The 21767-nt window shown below is 73.4% G+C and carries 18 protein-coding genes; 12 read left to right on the top strand and 6 right to left on the bottom strand.

Annotated features, from left to right (window positions below; all coding sequences use genetic code 11):
* Positions 1 to 16: 16 nt before the first annotated feature.
* A complete protein-coding gene (locus AB0I72_RS07010) occupies positions 17 to 1657 on the top strand; it encodes an amidohydrolase family protein (RefSeq protein WP_358563916.1) in 1641 nt (546 codons plus the stop codon).
* A gap of 140 nt (positions 1658 to 1797) precedes the next feature.
* Here the strand turns inward: AB0I72_RS07010 and AB0I72_RS07005 are convergent, their stop codons facing one another.
* Positions 1798 to 2679, bottom strand: a complete 882-nt coding sequence (locus tag AB0I72_RS07005; protein WP_358563914.1) for a PaaX family transcriptional regulator C-terminal domain-containing protein — start codon at positions 2677 to 2679, stop codon at positions 1798 to 1800.
* Between the two features lie 182 nt (positions 2680 to 2861).
* Between AB0I72_RS07005 and AB0I72_RS07000 the strand changes: the two genes are divergently transcribed.
* From AB0I72_RS07000 to AB0I72_RS06960, 9 genes are read left to right on the top strand one after another with little or no spacing between them, the layout of a single operon-like run.
* The gene (locus AB0I72_RS07000; RefSeq protein WP_358563912.1) at positions 2862 to 3794 is read left to right on the top strand and encodes an SDR family NAD(P)-dependent oxidoreductase; all 933 of its coding nucleotides are present in this window, start codon (positions 2862 to 2864) and stop codon (positions 3792 to 3794) included.
* Positions 3791 to 4681 (top strand): amidohydrolase family protein, encoded by an 891-nt coding sequence (locus AB0I72_RS06995; protein ID WP_358563910.1) that lies wholly within the window; start codon positions 3791 to 3793, stop codon positions 4679 to 4681. The genes AB0I72_RS07000 and AB0I72_RS06995 overlap by 4 nt, the downstream gene beginning before the upstream one ends.
* Positions 4674 to 6191 (top strand): long-chain fatty acid--CoA ligase, encoded by a 1518-nt coding sequence (locus AB0I72_RS06990; RefSeq protein ID WP_358563908.1) that lies wholly within the window; start codon positions 4674 to 4676, stop codon positions 6189 to 6191. The genes AB0I72_RS06995 and AB0I72_RS06990 overlap by 8 nt, the downstream gene beginning before the upstream one ends.
* A 35-nt stretch (positions 6192 to 6226) precedes the next feature.
* A complete protein-coding gene (locus tag AB0I72_RS06985) occupies positions 6227 to 6682 on the top strand; it encodes a MaoC family dehydratase (RefSeq protein ID WP_358563906.1) in 456 nt (151 codons plus the stop codon).
* A 44-nt stretch (positions 6683 to 6726) separates the two neighbouring features.
* Entirely contained in the window at positions 6727 to 8085 is a 1359-nt protein-coding gene (locus AB0I72_RS06980; protein ID WP_358563904.1) for an MFS transporter, read from the top strand.
* A gap of 26 nt (positions 8086 to 8111) precedes the next feature.
* The gene (locus AB0I72_RS06975) at positions 8112 to 9161 is read left to right on the top strand and encodes an aromatic ring-hydroxylating dioxygenase subunit alpha (protein ID WP_358563902.1); all 1050 of its coding nucleotides are present in this window, start codon (positions 8112 to 8114) and stop codon (positions 9159 to 9161) included.
* Positions 9161 to 10135 (top strand): PDR/VanB family oxidoreductase, encoded by a 975-nt coding sequence (locus AB0I72_RS06970; protein WP_358563900.1) that lies wholly within the window; start codon positions 9161 to 9163, stop codon positions 10133 to 10135. Before AB0I72_RS06975 ends, AB0I72_RS06970 begins: the two co-directional genes overlap by 1 nt.
* Positions 10136 to 10165: 30 nt before the next feature.
* Positions 10166 to 11665: a benzaldehyde dehydrogenase gene (locus AB0I72_RS06965; protein WP_358563898.1), complete on the top strand. Its 1500-nt coding sequence runs from the start codon at positions 10166 to 10168 to the stop codon at positions 11663 to 11665.
* 38 nt (positions 11666 to 11703) lie between these two features.
* Positions 11704 to 12816: an NAD(P)-dependent alcohol dehydrogenase gene (locus AB0I72_RS06960; RefSeq protein WP_358563896.1), complete on the top strand. Its 1113-nt coding sequence runs from the start codon at positions 11704 to 11706 to the stop codon at positions 12814 to 12816.
* A gap of 64 nt (positions 12817 to 12880) precedes the next feature.
* Here the strand turns inward: AB0I72_RS06960 and AB0I72_RS06955 are convergent, their stop codons facing one another.
* Positions 12881 to 15625 carry a SpoIIE family protein phosphatase gene (locus AB0I72_RS06955; RefSeq protein ID WP_358563894.1) on the bottom strand — a complete coding sequence of 915 codons (2745 nt, stop codon included), beginning with the start codon at positions 15623 to 15625 and terminating at the stop codon, positions 12881 to 12883.
* A 254-nt stretch (positions 15626 to 15879) separates the two neighbouring features.
* Between AB0I72_RS06955 and AB0I72_RS06950 the strand changes: the two genes are divergently transcribed.
* Positions 15880 to 16452, top strand: coding sequence for a MarR family transcriptional regulator (locus tag AB0I72_RS06950; protein WP_358563892.1), 573 nt, complete (start codon positions 15880 to 15882; stop codon positions 16450 to 16452).
* Here the strand turns inward: AB0I72_RS06950 and AB0I72_RS06945 are convergent.
* The gene (locus tag AB0I72_RS06945) at positions 16449 to 17150 is read right to left on the bottom strand and encodes a gamma-glutamyl-gamma-aminobutyrate hydrolase family protein (RefSeq protein WP_358563890.1); all 702 of its coding nucleotides are present in this window, start codon (positions 17148 to 17150) and stop codon (positions 16449 to 16451) included. The genes AB0I72_RS06950 and AB0I72_RS06945 overlap by 4 nt on opposite strands.
* Positions 17147 to 18637 (bottom strand): aldehyde dehydrogenase, encoded by a 1491-nt coding sequence (locus AB0I72_RS06940; RefSeq protein ID WP_358563888.1) that lies wholly within the window; start codon positions 18635 to 18637, stop codon positions 17147 to 17149. Before AB0I72_RS06940 ends, AB0I72_RS06945 begins: the two co-directional genes overlap by 4 nt.
* Positions 18638 to 18760: 123 nt before the next feature.
* On the opposite strand from AB0I72_RS06940, the gene AB0I72_RS06935 reads away from it, so the two are divergent.
* Positions 18761 to 19465, top strand: a complete 705-nt coding sequence (locus AB0I72_RS06935) for a type 1 glutamine amidotransferase (RefSeq protein ID WP_358563886.1) — start codon at positions 18761 to 18763, stop codon at positions 19463 to 19465.
* A 17-nt stretch (positions 19466 to 19482) separates the two neighbouring features.
* On the opposite strand, the gene AB0I72_RS06930 is transcribed toward AB0I72_RS06935, so the two are convergent.
* On the bottom strand, positions 19483 to 20946 hold the full coding sequence (locus tag AB0I72_RS06930) for an APC family permease (protein ID WP_358563884.1): 1464 nt from the start codon (positions 20944 to 20946) through the stop codon (positions 19483 to 19485).
* 181 nt (positions 20947 to 21127) lie between these two features.
* Positions 21128 to 21763, bottom strand: a complete 636-nt coding sequence (locus AB0I72_RS06925) for a TetR family transcriptional regulator (protein WP_358563882.1) — start codon at positions 21761 to 21763, stop codon at positions 21128 to 21130.
* Positions 21764 to 21767: the final 4 nt, after the last annotated feature.

The following is a 21767-nucleotide window of genomic DNA, read 5'->3' as shown; positions in this document are numbered from 1 at the left end:
CGAAGGGAACACCGCATTGAACTCCCCACACGCCGACCTCGTCTTCACCAACGGCCCCGTGCTGACCCCCGAGGGTCCGTCGGGCGGCGCGACCGGCGTCGCCGTGACCGGAGGCCGGATCACCGCCGTCGGGAACGAGGACGTGGGGGATCTGGTCGGGCCGTCGACGACGGTGGTCGACCTCGACGGCCGACTCCTGCTGCCCGGCTTCCAGGACGCGCACGCGCACCCCGTCGCGGCCGGCCTGGAGATGGTCCAGTGCGACCTGACCGCGACCGGGACCAGGGCCCAGACCCTCGCCGCCGTGGCCGCCTACGCCGCCGCGCACCCCGAGCGCGCGTGGATCACCGGGGGCGGCTGGTCGATGGAGGCCTTCGAGGGCGGCGCGCCGCACCGGTCGGATCTGGACGCGGTGGTCCCGGACCGGCCGGTCTACCTGCCCAACTGCGACCACCACGGGGCCTGGGTCAACAGCCGGGCGCTGGAACTCGCGGGCATCACCCGCCACACCCCCGACCCCCCGGACGGCCGGATCGAGCGCGACCCCGACGGTGAGCCGACGGGCCTCCTCCAGGAGGGGGCGATGGGTCTGGTCAGCCGTCTGACACCCGAGCCGACCCCGTCCGATCTGCGCGCCGCGCTGCTGCGGGCACAGGAGCACCTGCACTCCCTGGGCGTCACCGCCTGGCAGGACGCCCTGGTCGGGTCCTTCTCCGGGATCCCCGACCCGTCGGCCACCTACGTGGAGCTCGCACGCGAGGGCGGGCTCACCGCGCGGGTCGTCGGCGCGCTGTGGTGGGACCGGGGGCGCGGGGCCGAGCAGATCCCCGACCTCGTCGAGCGGCGCGCCGCCCTCTCCCACGGGCGGTTCCGCGCGGACTCCGTCAAGCTCATGCTCGACGGGATCGCCGAGACGGGGACCGCCGCGATGCTCGACCCGTACCTGGACGGCTGCGGCTGCGCCACGGCCAACCGGGGCACGAGCTTCATCGACCCGGAGCTGCTCCCCGACCACGTCGCCGAGCTGGACCGGCTCGGCTTCCAGACGCACTTCCACGCGCTCGGGGACCGTGCCGTACGGGACGCGCTCGACGCGGTCGAGGCGGCGAGGAAGGCCAACGGGCCGTCGGTCAACCGCCCGCACCTGGCGCACCTGCAGGTCGTCCACCCCGACGACGTGCCGCGCTTCGCCGCCCTGGGCGCGACGGCCAACATCCAGCCGCTGTGGGCGGCGCACGAGCCGCAGATGGACGAGCTGACCATCCCGTTCCTGGGCCCCGAGCGGGCCGCGTGGCAGTACCCGTTCGGGTCCCTGCACCGGTCCGGGGCGGTCCTGGCGGCGGGCAGCGACTGGCCGGTGAGCAGCGCCGATCCGCTGGCGGGGATCCACGTCGCGGTCAACCGGGTCTCTCCGGGGGAGTCGGGTCCGGTGTTCCTCCCGGAGCAGCGGCTGGACCTGGCGACGGCGATCGCCGCCTACACGGCGGGATCGGCGTACGTCAACCGTCTCGACGACACCGGGACCCTCCGGCCGGGCGCCCTGGCGGACCTGGTGGTACTCGACCGGGACCCGTTCGCGGGCCCGGTCGAGGCGATCCACGAGGCCCGGGTGGCCCGGACCTATGTGCGGGGCGACCTGGTGTACGAGGCGTCGTAGACCCCGGGGCGCTCCCGCGGCGGACGGGAGGCGGGAGCGCCCCGGACCATACCCGGCCGCCGTCGTGCCGCGCACCGTCGCGCCGACCGGACGGGGGCCGCCGCTCCAGCGTCCGCGACCGCCCCGTCGAACGGCGGCGCTCAGTCCGAGGGCGGCATGGGGACGGTGTCCAGGATCCGCTCGGCCTCGACCCGGGCGGGCACGATGTGGGTCCCGTGCAGCTCGTACACGAGTTTCTGGGCCCGGACCGCGGGCCAGTCGTCGGGCAGGTGCGCGAGCGGGATGCGCGGGTCGCGGCGGATGGTCCGGAGCCAGTCGGCCATCAGCAGGAGCAGTCGGGCCAGGTCGTCGGGGGCCTCCGGCATCGGGTCCGGGGTGTCCCACCGGTCCAGGAAGCACCGGTAGCGGGCGGCCAGGTCGTCCAGGTCGTAGGCGTCGGCGATGATCCGGTCCACTTCGGTGGGAGCGGCGGGCCGCGCGTGGAAGATCCGCACGTTGTCGGCGATCCCGAGCCCGTCGATGACCTGGCACGCGTCGAGCTCGGCCGGGGCGATCCACAGCCCGTTCTGGAGCGGCCCGAACCCCGCCCAGGTCAGCCGGGTCCGCAGGTCGTGGCGTTCGCGCTGGCGCCCCTCCGGGAGGGAGAACGCCAGGAGGGTCCACGGCGCCTCCGCGTCCTGGTTCACCGCCCCGGTCGTCCAGATCCGCCGCTCACCGTCGGCGAGGATCTCGGCGCAGCGCCGGGTGAGCCCGTAGTAGACCCTGCGGCCGTGCCGCTCCCGGTGGAAGTGGCCGCGCCGCGCCATCCGGCTCAGTGTGGAGCGGGCGGCGTGCTCGGACACCCCGACGCGGGCGAGGACGTCGATGAAGCTCCCGGAGAACACGCCGACGTCCCGGCCGAGCACGAAGTCGCCGAGGAAGGCCAGCATCAGCGACTGCGGGCGCAGCCGCGCTCCGGAGCCCTCGTCGGCGGCCGTCGGCCTGTCCGGCGCCTCGAAGTCCTCGATCTCCTCAGTCGTCATGCGCTCTCCCTTCGGCATCAGCGTAGCCGCGCCGCCCACGGTAAAAGTTGGGCAAGTTGTTGACTTCAATCTAAATTATGCCTAACTTCGAGACCAACGGCGGACCGAGTGACTGCCCTCACTCCGACGATCCGCCGCGTCCCCGACACCGACACCGAACCGACATCGACGAGGAGACCCCCATGGCGGACAGCACCGACCTGTCGGGCAAGAGCGCGCTGGTCACCGGGGCCGGACGCGGACTCGGCCTGGCCTACGCCCGACGCCTGGCGGCCGCGGGCGCGGCGGTCGTGGTCAACGACGCCGACGCCGAGGCGGCCAAGGCGGCCGTCGACACGATCACCGCCGAGGGCGGCACCGCCGTCGCCGAGGCGGCGGCGGTGGGACCCGCCTCGACCGCGCGACGCCTCGTGGACCGGGCCGTGGAGGAGTTCGGCCGACTCGACGTCCTGGTCACCAACGCCGGCGTGCTGCGCGACCGCGTGCTGTGGAAGATGACCGACGACGACTTCGACACCGTGATCGACGTCCACCTGCGCGGCACCTTCACCTGCGCCCGCGCCGCCGTCACCCACATGCGCGAACGCGGCGGGGGAGGACGGCTCGTCCTGGTCGGCTCCCCCGCCGGGCAGCGCGGCAACTTCGGCCAGACCAACTACGCCGCCGCCAAGGCCGGGATCGCCGCCATGGTCCGCACCTGGTCGATGGAGTGCGCCCGAGCCGGGATCACCGTCAACGCCGTCATCCCCGTCGCCGCCACCGCGATGACCGAGACCGTTCCCGCCTTCGCGCCCTACGTCGAGGCCGCCCGCGAGCGCGGCGAACCCCTGCCGGGCTGGCTGCGCAAGGGCGAGGGGTTCGGCACCCCCGACGACGCGGCCGGACTGGTCGCCTTCCTGGCCTCCGACGCCGCCGCCTCGGTCACCGGCCAGTGCGTCGGGATCGGGGGCGACCGCCTCTCCCTGTGGTCGCACCCGGCCGAGACGGTCGTCGCGCTCACCGACGGCGGCTGGAGCGCCGGAGAGATCGCCGCCGCCTGGCCCGCCACGCTCGGCCGCGTTCCCGAGAGCGTCGGCATCCCGGCCCCGGCCGCCCCGGAGGAGGGAACCCGATGAACATCGACCTCGACAGCATCACCGCGATCGACGTCCACACCCACGCCGAGATCTCCGCCAAGGGCCACCAGTCCCTGGACGACTCCCTGCACGACGCCTCCAGCGCCTACTTCGGGACCGACGCCGCCCACCGCAAGCCGACGCTGCCCGAGATCGCCGCCTACTACCGCGAGCGCCGCATGGCGGCCGTCGTCTTCCCCGTCGACACCGAGTCCACCACCGGCCTGCCCGCCGTCCCCAACGAGGAGGTGGCCCAGGCCGCCGCCGACCACCCGGACGTGCTCATCCCCTTCGCCAGCATCGACCCGGCCAAGGGCCGCCTGGGCGCGCGGCAGGCGCGCAGACTGGTCACCGAGTACGGCGTCCGCGGCTTCAAGTTCCACCCCAGCCTCCAGGAGTTCTTCCCCAACGACCGCTCCGCCTACGTGCTGTACGAGGCCCTGGAGGAGCTGGGCGCCATCGCGCTGTTCCACACCGGCCAGACCGGCATCGGCGCGGGCGCCCCGGGCGGGGGCGGCATCCGCCTGAAGTACTCCAACCCGCTGTACGTGGACGACGTGGCCGCCGACTTCCCCGGCATGCCGATCATCATGGCCCATCCGTCCTTCCCCTGGCAGGACGAGGCGCTGTCGGTCGCCGTGCACAAGCCCCAGGTGTACATCGACCTGTCCGGGTGGTCGCCCACGTACTTCCCGCCCCAGCTGGTCCGCTACGCCAACTCCCTGCTCCAGGACCGGGTGCTGTTCGGCTCCGACCACCCCGTCCTGTCCCCCGACCGCTGGCTGGCCGACTTCGAGCGCCTGGACATCAAGCCCGAGGTACGGCCCAAAATCCTCAAGCACAACGCGGCCCGGCTGCTGGGCCTGGAGGGAGGCGGCGATGCGTGACGAGGGGATCGGCTCCTGGACCGCGCGGCGGGCGCGCTCCTCACCCGAGCGCACCGCGATCGTCCACGGGGAGCGGTCGTTCACCTACGCCGAGCTGCACGAGCGCGTCACCCGACTGGCCGCGGCGCTGCGCGGCCGGGGCGTGCGGCGCGGCGACCGCGTCGCCTACCTGGGCGCCAACCACCCGGCCCTGCTGGAGACCCTGCTCGCGACCGCGCGGCTGGGCGCGGTGTTCGTGCCGCTCAACACCCGCCTGGCCGCCCCCGAGCTGGCGTACATGATCGACGACTCGGGTTCGCGCGTCCTGGTGCACGGCGCCGAGCAGTCCCAGGCCGCGGGGGAACTGCGCGACGGGACGGGTCTGCGCGTCCTGGTCCCGGTGGACGAGGACGCCCCCGACGGTTACGAGACGCTGATCGCCGCCGCCGTGCCCGTCGCCGTGGACGAGCCGGTCGGCCTCGACGACACCTGCATGATCATGTACACGTCCGGAACCACCGGGCAGCCCAAGGGCGCCGAACTCACCCACGGCAACATCACCTGGAACTGCGTCAACGTCCTCATCGACGTGGACGTCACCGCCGACGAGGTCACCCTGGTCAGCGCGCCCATGTTCCACACCGCGGCGCTCAACATGACCTGCCTGCCCACCCTGCTCAAGGGCGGCCGCGTGGTCGTCGAGCCGGGCTTCGACCCGGCGCGCGTCATCGAACTGTTCGCCACCCGGCGGATCAGCTGGATGTTCGGCGTGCCCGCCATGTTCAACGCCCTGGCCGCGCACCCCGGCTGGGCCGACGCCGACCTGTCCTCGCTCCGCGTGCTGATGGTGGGCGGCGCCCCCGTCCCCGGGTCCACCATCGCCGCCTACCAGGAGCGGGGGCTCACCTTCCTCCAGGGCTACGGCATGACCGAGACCGCGCCCGGCGTGCTCGTCCTCGGCGCCGCCGACAGCGTCCGCAAGGCCGGGAGCGCGGGGCGGCCGAGCGTCTTCACCGACGTGCGGATCGTCCGCCCCGACCTGACCGACGCCTCCCCCGGCGAACCGGGCGAGATCGTCGTCCAGGGACCCAACGTGATGCGCGGCTACTGGGGACGACCCGACGACACCGCCCGCGCCCACACCGCCGACGGCTGGTTCCGCACCGGCGACGTCGCCACGGCGGACGCCGAGGGTTTCGTGTACATCGTGGACCGCGCCAAGGACATGATCATCTCGGGCGGGGAGAACATCTACCCCGCCGAGGTCGAGAACGTCCTGCACGAGCATCCCGACGTGCTCGAATGCGCGGTCATCGGGGTCCCCGACGAGCGGTGGGGCGAGGTCGGCCGCGCCGTCGTCGTCCCCCGCCCCGGGAGCAACCCCACCGAGAAGGACGTCCTGGCCCACTTCGAGGGCCGTCTGGCCCGCTACAAGGTGCCGCGGTCCGTGGTGTTCACCGACGAACTCCCCCGCAACGCCACCGGCAAGCTCCGCAAGGCCGACCTGCGCCGACAGCACGGCGCCACCTGACCACCCGCCACCACGACCCCGAAGGACACCGCACCATGCCGATCACCGTCACCGGACTCGACGAACTACGCGCCGCCGCGGGCGCGGACCTGGGCCACAGCCCCTGGCGCACCGTCGACCAGCGGCGTGTCGACACCTTCGCCGACGCCACCGACGACCACCAGTGGATCCACACCGACCCCGACCGGGCCAAGGACGGCCCCTTCGGCGGCGCCATCGCGCACGGCTACCTCACGCTCTCCCTCGTCATCCCGATGTTCGGCGAGGTCCTGGAGATGAAGGGCATCGACATGGCCGTCAACTACGGCCTCAACAAGGTCCGCTTCCCCTCCCCCGTGCCGGTGGACTCGCGCGTGCGGCTGGCCGCGCGGCTGACCGAGGTCACCGACGTCCGGGGCGGTGTCCAGGCCACCGTCGACGGGGCCGTCGAGATCGAGGGCGCCGACAAGCCCGCCTGCGTCCTGCAAGCCGTCTACCGCTACTACGCCTGACGCCCGGGCGCCCCGGCGCCACCACCGAGAGGACACCATCCCCCATGACCTCCTCCGCCACTCCTGCGGCCCCGGCCCCAGACCCCCGGTCCGGCACCCGGGTCGACCCGCGCGAGATCCGCCGCGTCGCCCTGTCCAGCTACATCGGCACCACCGTGGAGATGTACGACTTCCTCCTCTACGGCACCGCCGCCGCGCTGGTGTTCGGACCGCTGTTCTTTCCCGACCTCGACCCGCTCGTCGGCGTCATCGCCTCCTTCGGCACCCTGGCCGCCGGGTACGTCGCCCGCCCGCTCGGCGGGATCGTCTTCGGCCACTTCGGCGACCGGCTCGGCCGCAAGCGGATGCTGCTCACCACGATGATCCTCATGGGCGTGGCCAGCACCCTCATCGGCCTGCTGCCCACCTACGAGCACATCGGCCTGGCCGCGCCGGTGATCCTGGTGGCGCTGCGGCTCGTCCAGGGCGTCGCGGTCGGCGGCGAGTGGGGCGGGGCCGCCCTGATGACCGTCGAACACGCGGCGCCGGGCAGTCGCGGCGTGTGGGGCGGCGTCACCCAGATGGGCGCCCCCACCGGGGCGGTGCTGGCCACCCTGGCCCTGACCCTGGCCGGACTGCTGCCCGACGAACAGTTCCTGGCCTGGGGCTGGCGCGTCCCGTTCCTGGCCAGCGTGGCGCTGATCGGCGTCGGCCTGTTCGTCCGGCTGCGGATCAGCGAGAGCCCCGTGTTCGCGCAGGCCGCACCCGCGCCCGTCGAACGCCCGCGCGGCCGCCTCCCGTTCGTGGAGGTCCTGCTCACCCGGCCCAGGAACCTGGTGCTGGCCGTGGTGGCCGGAATCGCGCCGTTCGCGGCCCAGGGTGTCTTCACGGCCTTCGTCATCTCCTACGCCATCGGCATCGGCCACGGCCGGTCGGCCGCGCTGACCGCCGTCGTCGTCTCCTCCACCCTGGCCATCGCCCTCACCCCGCTCTACGCGAGGCTGTCGGACCGGGTCGGCCGCAGGCCCGTCTACCTCGGTGGCGCGCTGGCCGTGGCGGTCACCGCCTTCCCAGCGTTCTGGCTGGTGAACACCGGTGCTGTGGCCGGGCTGATCGCGGGGGTGGTGCTCGCGCACGCCGTGGCGCTCACCGCCATGTACGCGCCGATGGCCGCCCTGCTCGCCGAGATGTTCGACACCCACCTGCGCTACACCGGCGCGTCGGTGAGCTACCAGACGGCGACCGTGCTGGGGGCTGGGCTCAGCCCGCTGGTCGCGGCCTCGCTCCTCACCGCGTCGGGCGGCGGCACCGCCACGCACGGCGTCTCCTGGATGCTCGTGGCCGCCGGTCTGGCCAGCGCCGTCGCCATCTGGTTCACCGGGGAGACCGGCCGCCGCGACCTCACCGACATCGACGCCCGCTGATCCGAACGACCAACCGGAGGCCTCCCATGAAGGAGACGCGCACCTACCCGCTCAACGCCTGGTACGCCATCGCCTGGGACCACGAGGTCGGTCGCACGCTGCTGGCCCGCACCGTGTGCGACTCCCCGGTCGTCCTCTACCGGCGCGCCGACGGCCGCGTCACCGCGCTGGCCGACGCCTGTTGGCACCGTCTGGTCCCGCTGTCCATGGGGCAGCTGGTCGGGGACGAGATCCAGTGCGGCTACCACGGGATCCGCTACGACTCCGACGGGCGCGCCACCCACATGCCCGCACAGGAGACCATCAACCCGAGCGCCTGCGTGCGGTCCCACCCCGTGGTCGAGCGCCACCGCTACGTGTGGATCTGGCCCGGCGAGCCCGCCCTGGCCGACCCCGACCTCGTCCCCGACATGCACTGGAACGACGACCCCGCCTGGGCCGGCGACGGCACGACCATCCGCACCGAGTGCGACTACCGGCTCGTCCTCGACAACCTGATGGACCTGACCCACGAGACGTTCCTGCACGGCGGCAGCATCGGTAACGCCGAGCTCAACGAGGTGCCCTTCGAGGTCACCCACACCGACACCACCGTCACCGTCAGCCGGTGGATGCACGGGATCCAGGCGCCGCCGTTCTGGGCCGCCCAGCTGGCCGAACGCTTCCCCGACTACTCCGGACCGGTGGACCGCTGGCAGATCATCCGCTTCGAGAGGCCCTCGACGATCTGCATCGACGTCGGGGTGGCCAAGGCCGGGACCGGCGCCCCCGAGGGCGACCGCGGTCAGGGAGTCAACGGCTACGTCCTCAACACCATCACCCCCGAGACCGAGCGCGCCTCCCACTACTTCTGGGCCTTCGCCCGCGACTACCAGCTGGGCGACCAGCGCGTCACCACCCAGTTGCGCGAGGGGGTGTCGGGGGTCTTCTTCGAGGACGAGACCATGCTCAACGCCCAGCAGCGGGCGATCGAGGCCAACCCCGACTACGACTTCTACAATCTCAACATCGACGCGGGCGGCATGTGGGTGCGCCGCCTGCTCGACCGCATGGTCGCCGCCGAGGCGGGACTCTGATGGCCGGGCGACGGAGGACGCGGTGGATCCACACGCGTGTCCGCGACACCGACCCCCTCACCCCCGAGGTGCGCCGAATCGTCCTCGACCCCGGGGACCTCGGACCGATCGTTCCCCCGCCGGGCAGCCACATCGACGTCACCGTGCACATCGACGGCCGCCCCGAGACCCGCTCCTACACCCTCGTGGACGACGGCCGCGACCGGGGGATGCTGGCGGTGGCCGTGCGACTGGACCCCGACAGCCGGGGCGGTTCCCGCTACATGCACGGGCTGCGGCCCGGCGACGCCCTCACCGTGTCCGAGCCGCTCCGCGGCTTCGACCTGCTGCCCGGACGGGAGCGCTACCTGCTGGTGGCGGGCGGGATCGGTATCACCCCGATCATCGGCATGGCGCGCACCCTGCGCGGCTCCGGAGCGGACTATCGCGTGGTCTACGCCGGCCGATCCCGCGAGCGCATGCCCTTCCTCGACGCCCTGCTCGCCGACCACCCCGACCGCGTCACCTGCGCCGTCTCCGAGGAGGGAGGCCGACTCGACCTGGCTGAGCTGGCGCGCGCCGAGCCGGAGGGCACGGAGGCGTACGTGTGCGGACCGATGCGCATGGTCGACGAACTCCGACGGCACTGGCGCGACGCCGGACGTCCCGCCGCCGCGCTGCGCCACGAGACCTTCGGCGGCGTGGGGCACCATCCCTCCGAGACGTTCACGGTCGAGATCCCCCGACTGAGCATCAGCACGGACGTCCCGCGCACCAGCTCGCTGCTGGACGCCCTGCGCGCGGCGGGCGCCGACATGATGTTCGACTGCCTCCGGGGGGAGTGCGGCCTGTGCGAGGTGAAGGTGCTCTCCTCGACCGGACCGGTCGACCACCGCGACGTGTTCCTCAGCGACCGCCAGAAGGCCGACGGAGGAACCCTGTGCACCTGTGTGTCCCGCGCGGTCGGCGGGCACCTGTCCATCGACGTCCCCTGACCACCGACACCACCGACCAAAGGACCCGGCATGACCCAGCGACCGACGACCGGCACTCCCGAGACCACCGACACCCCCGACCTGCTCGACCCCGAGCTCTGGACCGGGCGGATCTTCAGTGACGGCTGGCGCGACGCCGCCGCCGACGCGCCCGTCACCGAGCCCGCGACCGGGGCCGAACTCGGCCGCGTCGGCGTCGCCTCACCCGCCGACGTGGCCGAGGCCACCGAGCGCGCGGCCAGGGCCCAGCGCGACTGGGCCGCCCTGCCCCACCGCGAACGGGCCCGGGTACTGCGCCGCGCCGGGGACGTCCTGGAGAGCCACGCCAGTCAGGTCCAGGACTGGCTGATCCGCGAATCCGGGTCGATCCCGGCCAAGGCGGCCATCGAGGTGTCCGTCTCGGTCCGTGAGTGCGAGGAGGCGGCCGCGCTGGCCTCGGCGCCCCTGGGCGAGCTGCTGCCCACCGACCAGGACCGGCTGTCCCTGACCCGGCGGGTGCCCGTCGGCGTGGTCGGTGTGATCGCGCCGTTCAACTTCCCGCTGATCCTGGCGATGCGCTCGATCGCCCCCGCTCTCGCCCTGGGAAACGCGGTGGTCCTCAAGCCCGACCCGCGCACCTCCGTGAGCGCGGGTGCGGCGATCGCGCGGATCTTCGAGGAGGCCGGACTGCCCGAAGGCCTGCTGCACGTGCTGCCCGGCGGCGCCGACACCGGGCAGGCGCTGGTGACCGATCCGCGGGTCCGGGTCATCTCCTTCACCGGGTCCACCGCGGCGGGCCGCGCCGTGGGCGAGCTCGCCGCCCGCCACCTCAAGCGGGCCCACCTGGAGCTGGGCGGGAACTCGGCGTTCATCGTGCTCGACGACGCCGACCTGGACGCCGCCGTCGGGCTGGGCGCGTGGGGTTCGTTCCTGCACTCGGGACAGATCTGCATGGCCTCGGGGCGCCACCTGGTGCACTCCAGCCTGGCCGGGGAGTACGTCGAGCGGCTCGCCGCCAAGGCGGAGGCGCTGCCGGTCGGCGACCCGGCCACGGGAGAGGTCGCGCTGGGCCCGATCATCGACGCCCGCCAGGTGGAGCGGGTGCACGAGCTGGTCACCGCCACGGTGAAGGCGGGCGCCCGACTGGCCGCGGGCGGCACCCACGAGGGGCTGTTCTACCGGCCGACCGTGCTCGCCGACGTCACCCGGGACATGCCCGCCTACGCGCAGGAGGTGTTCGGCCCGGTCGCCCCGGTGCTGGCCTTCGACACGCTGGACGAGGCCGCCGAGCTGGCCGCCGACAGCGAGTACGGGCTGAGCCTGGGCATCACCACCTCCGATGTGGGCAAGGGGATGGCCCTGGCCGAACGCATCCCCTCGGGAATGGCGCACATCAACGACCAGACCGTCAACGACGAGGCGGTCTCCCCGTTCGGCGGCGTCGGGAACTCCGGGTTCGGCCGGGTCGGCGGACCCGCCGCCAACATCGAGTCGTTCACCGAGACCCGCTGGATCACCGTCCGCACCCGGGCCGCCGTCTACCCCTTCTGACTCTCCCTTCCCCTCCAACGCACATGAAAGGAGCCCTCATGGTGACCACACGGGCGGCCGTGGCCCGGCCCGGCACCGGTGACTTCGGCTGGGCGGAGGTCAGCCTGGACGACCCCCGTCCCGACGAGGTCCTGGTCCGCGTCGTGGCCGCGGGCATCTGCCACACGGATCTGACCTCCCGGGACGGCGGTCTGCCGGTCCCGCTCCCCGCCGTCCTCGGGCACGAGGGCGCCGGGGTCGTGGAGGCCGTGGGCGCGGACGTCACCCGCGCCAAACCGGGCGACACCGTCCTGCTGTCGTTCAGCTCGTGTGGAGGGTGCGCGAACTGCGCCGCCGGACACCCCGCCTACTGCGCCGCGTTCCTGCCGCGCAACTTCTCCGGGCGGCGTCCCGACGGGACCACGCCCATCACGGGGGCCGACGGCGAGCCGGTCGGCGGCCGGTTCTTCGGACAGTCGTCGTTCGCGTACCGGGCCGTGGTGGACCAGCGCGGCGTCGTTCCCGTGCGCGTCCGCGACGAGGACGAACTGGCCGCTCTGGCGCCCGTGGGCTGCGGTGTGCAGACGGGGGCGGGGACGGTCCTCAACGTGCTCCGACCTGAGAAGGGACAGAGCGTGGCGGTGTTCGGGGCGGGTGCGGTGGGACTGTCCGCCGTGATGGCCGCCGCGCTGACCGGCGCCCACCCGATCGTGGCGGTCGACGTCGTGCCCTCCCGGCTGGAACTGGCCCGGGAGCTGGGCGCCACCCACACGGTCAACGCCGCCGAGGACGACCCGGTGGCCCGGATCACCGAGCTCACCGGGGGCGGGGCCGATGCCGCGGTGGAGTCCAGCGGGGTGCCGGCGGTGTTGCGCCAGGCCGTGGACGCGCTCGCGGTCGCCGGGAGTGTGGCCGTGGTCGGCGCCCCGCCGATGGGCAGCGAGGTGGCGTTGGACGTCAACGACCTCCTCCAGGGCCGCACCGTGCGCGGGGTGATCGAGGGCGACAGCGACCTCGACACGTTCGTCCCGCGTCTGGTCGAGCTGCACCGCCAGGGCCGCCTGCCGTTCGACCGCATGGTGCGGACCTACCCGCCGGAGCGGATCAACGAGGCGGCGGCCGACGCCGAGGCGGGCCGCGTGCTCAAACCGGTGCTGCGCTTCCGCGGCTGACCGCGCGGCGCCGAGGGGCTTTCCGGGGTCGCGTCCCGGAAGCCCCTCGGCGCCCGAACCGAACTCAGAACAGGTCCAGGTCGCCCGCGCCGACGAGCTGGTCCTGTCGGCCGTTCGGGGACTGTTCGGCCCAGATGACCTTGCCTTCGGCGGTGTAGCGGGTGCCCCAGCGTTCGGCGAGCTGCGCGACCAGGAACAGGCCGCGGCCGCCCTCGTCCGTGCTGGCCGCGTAACGCAGGTGCGGGGCGGTGCTCGCGGCGTCGGAGACCTCGCAGATCAGGGAGCGGTCGTAGAGCAGGCGAACCCGGATCGGGCCGCGGCCGTAGCGGATGGCGTTGGTGACCAGCTCACTGAGGATCAGTTCGGTGACGAACGCACTGTCGTCCAGCTCCCAGGCGGTCAGCTGCCGTGCGACGGAGGCGCGGACGGGGGCGACGGCCGCGGGGTCCACGGGCACGTCCCATTCGGCGACCCGGTCCGGGGGCAGCCTGCGGGTGCGGGCGATGAGCAGGGCGACATCGTCCTCCGGCCGGTCGGTCAACAGCGAGCCGAACACCTCCCGACAGGTCTCGTCCGGTGTCCGGCCGGGTGCGGCGGCCAGCGTCCGGCGCAGCCGGTTGAGGCCTGAGCCGATGTCCCGGTCGCGGTCCTCCAGCAGCCCGTCGGTGTACAGGACCAGTTGGCTGCCCTCCGGCAGCAGCAGCTCATCGGCTTCGAAGGGCAGGCCGCCCAGGCCCAGGGGCGGCCCGGCGGGCAACTCGGGGAAGGTCACGGTGCCGTCGGGGTCGACCAGTGCGGGCAGGGGGTGGCCGGCGCGCGCCAGGACACAGCGCCCGGAGGTCGGGTCGTAGACGGCGTACAGACAGGTGGCTCCGATCAGCCCGTCGGCGACGGTGCGGTCGGAGACCCTGTCGGGCGCGGCGGACTCCTCCAGATCGATGCGGATGACCAGCTCGTCGAGGCGCGCCAGGAGCTCGTCCGGCGGCAGGTCCAGGCTTGAGAAGTTGTGGACGGCGGTGCGCAGACGGCCCATCGTGGCGGCGGCGTGCATGCCATGGCCGACGACGTCGCCGACGACCAGCGCCACGCGCGCGCCGGACAACGGGATGACGTCGAACCAGTCCCCGCCCGCCCCTCCGGCGTGCGCGGGCAGGTAGCGGTGGGCGACCTCGAAGGCGTTCTGTTCGGGCAGCTCCCGTGGGAGCAGACTGCGTTGCAGCGTCACCGCCATGGTGTGTTCGCGGGTGTAGCGGCGGGCGTTGTCGATGCAGATCGCCGCGCGGGCCGCCAGCTCCGCCGAGAGGGACAGGTCGTCCTCGTCGAAGGGGGCGGGCTTCTCCGAACGGAGGAAGGTGGCCGTTCCGAGCACGGTCCCCCGGGCACGCAGCGGGACCGCGATGAGCGAGTGGATCCCGTACTCGATGATCTTCTCGGCGCGTTCGGGATCCTGGGCCCGCCACGCGGGGGCGTCCGTCAGGTCGGGCACCAGCACGGCTTGCTCGCTGCCGAGCCCCCTCGCCTGCGGACTGGACGGCACGAACTCGATCAGCTCCCCCACCTGGTAGAGCGGCGGGTCGTCCCGGACACCGCGCAGGGCGATCCGGCGCACGACGGCACGGTCGGGACCGGGTTCCTCGCCTCGCAGCACGGGATCCGCCAGGTCGACGGCGATGAAGTCGGCGAAGCGGGGGACGGCCACCCGGGCCAGCTCCTCGGCGGTCCGCGCCACATCCAGTGTGGTGCCGATGCCCGCTCCGGCGTCGTACAGCAGCTTGAGGCGCTTCCTGGCGAGTTCGGCCCTTTCGGACAGCACGCGCAGCTCCGTGGTGTCCCTGAGCGTCATGACGCTTCCCCGCGGCGCTCCCCGCAGCTCCGTGGTCCGCTGGTTGACGGCCAGCAGCAGATCTCCGGCGGGGTGCACCTCGTCGGTGGCGACGCGTCCGGAGATCAGCAGCGCGGCGATGGACGCGGGAAGGCCGAGTTCGTCGACGGGTCGGCCGGTGGCCTCCGGAGGCAGTCCGAGCAACCGGTCCGCCTCGTCGTTGGAGAGCACCAGGCGACCGTCCCCGTCGGTGATCAGGACGCCCTCCTTGACGGAGTGCAGGACCGCGTCATGGTGCTCGTACATCCTGGTCATCTCGGTCGGCCCCAGCCCGTGCGTCTGGTGCCGCAGCCGACGGCCGATCAGCGCCGCCCCGCCCGTGGCGAGGACGAGCGCGACCACCGCGCCGCCGAGCAGGAGGGGCAACTGCTTCCCGGCGGTCGCGCCGATCCTCTCCAGGGTGACGCCGGCGGCCACCAGGCCCACGACCTCGCCGTCCTCCGCGGTGACGGGGACCACGGCGCGCACGGAGGGGCCGAGGGTGCCGGTGTACGTCTCGGTGACGATCCCTCCGGCGGCGGCCGGTTCGATGGTGCCGATGAAGGTCTGCCCGATGCGTTCGGGGTTCGGGTGGGTGTAGCGGGTGCCCTCAGGGGTCATCACCACGATGAAGTCGACGTCCGACCCCTCCCGGGCCTCCTCGGCGCGCGGCTGCAGCACCGCCGACGGATCGTCGGACGCCAGTGCCTCCTGCATCCCCGGCGCCTGCGCGAAGGTCTCGGCGACGGCCAGCGACCGGGCGCTCGCCCCCCGCTCGCTGTCGTACCGGCTCTGCAGCACCAGGGCCGCCGCCCCCATGGCGACCAGCACCACCACGACCAGCACCTGGAGGACGAACATCTGACCGGCGACGCTGCGCGCGCTCACCGCGAACCGGGGACTCCCGTCGCGCCGGACCCACAGGAAGCGCGGATAGGACTGCGGCATGACGTATCGCCTCTACAGGATCGGCCTCTCTGGTCTGTCCCTCACCGCCAGTATCCCCACCTGCCACTCGTCGCAGTACTGGCTCGTCGTTCAACCTGTGTACCCGTCTCCGGAGCCGCCGGCGGTGAGACCGCGACCGGTGTCACCGCGCCCCGGACCGCCTCGCTCGGCACCCGCCCGCTCTTCGGGGGCCGAACCCGAACGGGCCCTACACTTTGACACCGAACGACCCCGCGTCGAAGGAGCGTGCCCGCGTGCCCAGCCAGCGATCCATCACCGAGGCCGAGAAGCTGGCGCGGGCCAAGCTCGGCGGCGTCCCGATCCACCGGGAGCAGATGGCGGCCGTCGCCAACATCTACCGTGCGGCCTCGGCGGTGCGCCAGCACCTGGAGAACACCGTGCTGCGCGACAGCGACCTGACGTGGACGGCGTTCGTCGTGCTGTGGGTGGTCTGGGTCTGGGGCGAGTCCGAGACGCGCACGGTGGCGGAGGAGGCCGGGATCTCCAAGGGGACGCTCACGGGAGTGGCCCGCACGCTGGAGGCACGGGGCCTCCTCCGACGCTCGAAGCACCCGACCGACGGCCGCCTGGTACTCCTGACCCTGACCGAACGGGGCGAGGAGTTGATGGGCCGGGTCTTCCCCGCCTTCAACGAGGAGGAGGCCTTCGTCACCGCCCGCCTCGGCGACGAGGAGTGCGGCACACTGGCCGACCTCCTGCGGCGGGTGGTGGTCCAGGTCGAGGAGCACGGCGAACAGCGCAGACTCGAACTGCTCGACGGCGCCGAGCCCGCTCGGCGCCGCAGCGGGCGCCGCCCCCGGGCCTAGTCCTCCCGCGAGGCGGCCAGGAACGCGTCGAACAGCCGCCGCTGGGCGGGATCGGTGCGCGCGGTGTCCTCCGGGTGCCACTGCACGGCGGCGAACCATCCCCGGCGTCCGGGGAGTTCGAGCGCCTCCACGGTGCCGTCGGCCGCGCGAGCGGTGACGGTCAGGCCCTCGCCGGGCCGGGCCACCCGCTGGTGGTGGTAGCAGGACGCCTCCACCTTGCCCTCGCCGGTGGCGGCGGCCACGAGCGAACCGGGCTCCAGGGCGACGGGATGGACGACGTGGCGGTGCTCGCGCCCGGCGCCTCCCATGTCCTGTTCGAGGGTTCCGCCCAGCACGACGTTGACGACCTGCAGTCCGCGGCAGACCGCCAGGAGCGGAACGTCCGCCCCCAGGGCCCACCCGGCGGCGGCCAGGTCGAAGGCGTCCTGCTCGTCGTCGACGTCGTACACGCTGGCGTGCGCGTCGGACTCGCCGTACAGGTGCGGGGCCAGGTCGCCTCCGCCGGGCAGCAGGAGGCCGTCGAAGCGCGCGAGCCGCCCGCCCACTCCGCCGGGGTCGGCGGGGTGGAGGGTGACGGGCTCGCCCCCGGCCCGCCAGACGGCCTCGACGAGGGCGCGGGCGTTGACCTCGGCGGCGTACCGCAGGGCGGACGCGGAGGCCGAGAAGCGGGCGGGGACGGCGATGAGCGGGCGGGTCACAGCTGGATCCAGGTGGTCTTGAGCTCGGTGTACTTCTCCAGGGCGTGGACGGACTTGTCGCGGCCGTTGCCGGACCGCTTCATCCCGCCGAACGGCACGGTCAGGTCGCCCTCCTCATAGCAGTTGACCCACACCGTCCCGGCCCGCAGGGCGCGGGCCATGCGGTGCGCGGTGGACAGGTCGGCCGTCCACACGCCCGCGGCCAGGCCGTAGTCGGTGTCGTTGGCGAGGGCGACGGCCTCGTCGGGGTCGTCGAAGGTGAGCACGGCCAGGACGGGGCCGAACACCTCTTCCCTGGCCAGGCGGGAGGAGGGGTCGACGCGGTCGAGGACGGCGGGTTCCAGGAAGGCGCCGCCGGTCTCCGTCAGGGTGCGCGCGCCGCCGGTCCGCAGGCGCGCGCCCCCGTCGCGGGCGGCGGCGACGTGCTCCAGGACCCGTTCGAGGTGGGCCGCCCCGGCCAGGGGCCCCATGGTCGTCGCGGGGTCGAGGGGGTCTCCCAAGCGCAGGGCGCGGGCGTGTTCGACGACGGCCTCGGTGACGCGTTCGGCGATCGAGGAGTGCACGAGGAGCCGGGAGGGGGCCGTGCACATCTGCCCCTGGTTGAAGAAGATCCCCCAGGCGGCGGTGGTGGCGGCCAGGTCGAGGTCGGGGGCGTCGGGGAGGATGATGTTGGGTGACTTGCCGCCCAGCTCCAGCCAGACGCGCTTGAGGTTGGAGTCGGCGGCGTAGCGCAGGAAGTGGCGGCCCACGGCGGTGGAGCCGGTGAAGGCGAGCACGTCGACGTCGGCGTGCAGCCCCAGGGCCCGGCCCGCGGTGGGGCCGTCGCCGGTCACGACGTTGAGGGCCCCGGGCGGCAGCCCCGCCGCGGTGGCCAGGCGGCCGAGCGTGAGCGCGGACAGCGGGGTGGCCTCCGACGGCTTGAGCACCACGGTGCAGCCCGCCGCGAGGGCGGGAGCGATCTTCCAGGAGGCCAGGGTGAGGGGGAAGTTCCACGGGACGACCGCGCCGACGACCCCGGCGGGTTCGCGGGTGACGAGGGCGAGCGCGGCGGGATCGGTGTGCGGGATCTCGTCGGTGAGCTTGTCGGCGAGCTGCCCGTACCAGCGGAAGGTGGCGATGGCGGCCCGCAGTTCGATGGCGTGGGCGTCGGTGACGGGCTTGCCCATCTCCAGGCTGACGGTGAGGGCCAGGTCGGTGCGGTGCTCCTCCAGCAGGTCGGCCAGGCGCACCAGGGCGCGGCCCCGGTCGGCGGGCGACAGGCGCGGCCAGGGGCCGGTGTCGAAGGCGCGGCGGGCCGCCGCCACGGCGGCGTCGACCTCGGCGGGACCCCCGTCGGCGACCTCGGTCAGCACGCGGCCGTCGCGGGGTGAGACCACCGGGTAGGTCCGGCCGCCGCCGGGTTCGTCGGCGCCGTGGATGTGGTGGTGCGTGGGCGGGGCGAGCGCCGCGGCGCGGTGCGTCAGCTCGTCGTGGGTGATCTCCAGCACTCGTGGCCTCCGCGGGACGGAAAATATGTTTGATTCCAAACGATATGAGCCCGACTGTTCCCGCACAAGACGTCCGGGCGTATCATTTGGGCCCGTACGAACAACACGGGAGAAGGGAGCCGCGTGCGCGCGCTCATCATCGTCCACGAGCACATCACCGAGCCCGGGCAGGTGGGCGAACGCCTCGCTGAGCGCGGCTACGACCCCACGGTCCTGAGGGTCGTCCCCGAGGACCGCTTCGACTCCCCCGACGTGGCGTTCGACTTCCCCGACCCGCACGGGTGGGACGTGGTCGTGCCGATGGGCTCCCCCTGGTCGGTCTACGACGAGCAGACCATCGGACGCTGGATCGGCGGCGAGATCGCGCTCGTGCGCGAGGCCCACGGGCTGGGCGTCCCCGTCCTGGGCATCTGCTTCGGCGCCCAGGTGCTGGCCGCGGCGACGGGCGGCTCCGTCGAGCCCGCGCCCCGCCCCGAGATCGGCTGGACGGAGATCGACACCGACGACCCGGACCTCGTCGGCCCCGGTCCCTGGCTCGAATGGCACGACGACCGCTGTGTCCCGCCGCCCGGAGCGGTGGAGCTGGCACGCACCGCCGTCGGCCCCCAGGCGTTCCGCGTCGGACGGTCCCTGGGCGTGCAGTTCCACCCAGAGGCCACGGCGCGGATGATCCGCGGCTGGCTGGAGGCGGGCGGGGCGGCCCAGTGCGAGCGCCGCGGGGTCGACCCCGCGGCGCTCGTGGACCGGACCGTCGCCCTGGAGGCCGAGGCCGGCGAGCGGGCCCGGGCTCTCGTGGACGCCTTCCTCGATCGGATCGCGTCCGTGTGAGCCCGGGCCCGCCGCCCTCACCCGACCGGGGCGGGCCTCCTGTGCCTCGTGGCCCTGACCAGCCCGAGAGTGGCGGCCATGACGGCCGGGACGGTCAGCGCCAGCAGCGCCGCGGTGCCCGGTGAGCCGCCGACCAGGGTCGTGAAGTTGATCAGGATCAGCAGGACCGCGCCGGCCAGGCCGACCGCCGCGAGCGCTGGGGCGACCAGGGTGCTCCAGCGCCGCTCGTCCGCCCGTTCGCGGCGGAAGAACACGATCACCGAGACCGAGGTCAGCAGGTACATCGCCATCATCGCCAGAACGGCCGTGCCGCTGAACCAGGAGAAGAGCGTCAGGACCGGGTCCAGCCCCAGCACGGCGAACGGCGTCACCAGCAGCAGGGCGAGCGCGGTCTGCACCGCCCCCGCGAGCCACGGCGCCTGGCGGCGGTTGACCACCAGCAGCAGGGGGCTGAACACCCGCTCCCGCCCCAGGGCGAAGATGTAGCGGCTGGCGGAGTTGTGGAAGGCGAGGATGCCGGCGAAGAGCGACGTCGCCAGGAGCACGGGCAGCACGTCGTGGACCCAGCCGCCCAGGAGGGCCGCCACCGGGGTGAGGACGAACTCGGCCGGATCGCTCTCCAGGCTCGCCCGTGCCGCCCCGGTGGCGGCGGACGCGCCGTGGGAGGAGATCAGCATCCACGAGGCGAGGGCGAAGAACCCGGTGACGAGGATGACGGCGGTGTAGGTGGCCCGGGGAACGGTCCGCTCGGGGTCCCTGGCCTCCTCACCGTAGATCGCGCCCGCCTCGAAGCCGAACATGGACGCGACCGCGAACATCACGGCCACCCCCGGCGCCCCCCGCAGCAGCGCGTCGGCGGAGAAGCTGCCGGCGGGGTTCAGGCCTTCGGGGCCGCCACCGGTGACCAGGGTGACCAGCGCGAACACCAGCAGGATGCTGAACTCGGCCACCACCAGGACCATGAGGACACGGGCACCGATCTCCACACCCGACGCGCCCAGCGCCTGGACCACGGCCATGGTCAGCAGGGACCACATCCACCAGGGCGTGTCGGCGCCCGTGAAGGACGCGACCAGCCCGCTCATCGTGGCTCCGTAGAGCCCGTACATGGCGGCCTGGATGGCACAGTAGGCGAACAGCGCCACCCCGGCGCTGCCCAACCCCGTGGTTCGGCCCAGCCCGGTGCCGATGTAGGCGGAGAAGGCCCCCGCGTTGACGACGTGACGACCCATGGCGGTGAAGCCGACCGCGAAGAGCAGGATCAGCAGACCCGCCAGGGTGTAGGCGGCGGGGACGCCGGGCCCGTTGCCGATGCCGACGGCGATGGGGACGGCCCCGGCGACACCGGTCAGCGGGGCCTGTGCGGACAGGACGAAGAAGACGATCCCGGCCGCCCCGACGGCTCCGGACTTGAGCCTGCCCGGAGCGGGTGCGGGAGAGGTCGGTGCCGGCCGCTGGGGCTCGACGCTCTGGCGTTCCACGCGGATCACCTGCTTGGAAGAGTGGGGGAAATATCGTTTTGACCCAAACGAGTTACCCCATGGTGGCGGCGAACTATCCAGATGGCAAGGGGTGCGCGGGTGTCTTCGCGATTCCGCGACACGGCCGCGACACGACGGCGCCCCCGCCGAGGACGGCGGGGGCGCCCGAACGGCTCCGCGGCTACTCCTGCCGTGCGCCCCGCTCCCCCGCCAGCCCGCGCAGCAGCTCGCGCAGTTCGCCGACGGCCGCGTCGGTGTCCCCGCGCTCGCCCAGGGTGAGCTGGTAGAGCACGAGGCCGTCCAGCGCGGAGAAGACCAAGCGGGTCAGGCCGGGCCCGGCGTCGGCGGGCAGGATCCGGGACAGCTCCCGCTCGGTCGCCGCCCGGTAGTCGTCGTACAGGGCCCGCACCTGCTCCCGGAGCTCGGGCCGGCGGCGCGCCTCCAAGAGCAACTCGTACTGGAACGCCTGTAGGTCGGGGTCGGCCTCGACCAGCTCCGACAGCCCCGCCGCGAAGTCCTCGACCCGGCCGCTGCCCGACTCCAGCAGACTGGTGCTCACGCTGGTGCGCACCGCGTAGGCCAGCGCCTCCTCGATGAGCGCATCGCGTGAGCCGAAGTGGTGCACGACCAGGCCGTGCGTCACCCCGGCCTCCTCCGCGACGGCCCGGTAGGTCAGATGCCGCAGGCCGCGCCGGGCGACGACGCGGACGGCGGCTCGGAGCAGGGCCGCGCGCCCCTCCCCGTATCCGACCCGCCGCCCAGCGCGTTCGCGTGAACGGGACGTGGTCGGCCGCGCGGTGTCCGATGTGTCGGTCATGGGC

It is taken from the genome of Nocardiopsis sp. NPDC049922 (genome assembly GCF_040660275.1).
GTDB lineage: Bacteria > Actinomycetota > Actinomycetes > Streptosporangiales > Streptosporangiaceae > Nocardiopsis.
Note: the sequence above shows the minus strand (reverse complement) of the source record. Positions and strands in the feature narration are given on the sequence as shown.